The organism is Spirulina sp. CCY15215 (assembly GCF_016888125.1).
In the GTDB taxonomy this organism is placed as follows: domain Bacteria; phylum Cyanobacteriota; class Cyanobacteriia; order Cyanobacteriales; family Spirulinaceae; genus CCY15215.
The window spans coordinates 1-320 of sequence record NZ_JACSWA010000384.1 but is presented as its reverse complement, the minus strand read 5'-3'; the positions used below and the strand labels follow the sequence as shown (position 1 = coordinate 320).

Annotated in this window: 1 protein-coding gene; it reads left to right on the top strand. The window is 40.3% G+C overall.

The annotated features are described in order from the left end of the window. Positions 1–94 precede the first annotated feature (94 nt). A partial coding sequence (locus JUI58_RS10860) for an RRXRR domain-containing protein (protein WP_204103805.1) occupies positions 95–320 on the top strand: 226 nt, incomplete at its 3' end.

The following is a 320-nucleotide window of genomic DNA, read 5'->3' as shown; positions in this document are numbered from 1 at the left end:
AACATTGCGGTCAGACCCCGGTGAGGTTTCCTCACCTAGGGAATGCTGACCAAGAGAGTCGAAGCTAACATTACCCGTTTACGGAGAGGCAGAAATGTCAAATTATGTATTAGTAATCGATACTAATAAACAACCGCTAAATCCTTGTCACCCTTCGGTAGCAAGGAAGTTGCTTAAAACCAATAAAGCGGCGGTGTTTAGAAAATATCCGTTTACTATCATTTTGAAAAAGGAAGTAACCAATGTAGCAACTGAACCAATACAATTAAAAATTGACCCCGGTTCTAAAACAACAGGAATAGCTCTGGTTCAAGGAGATA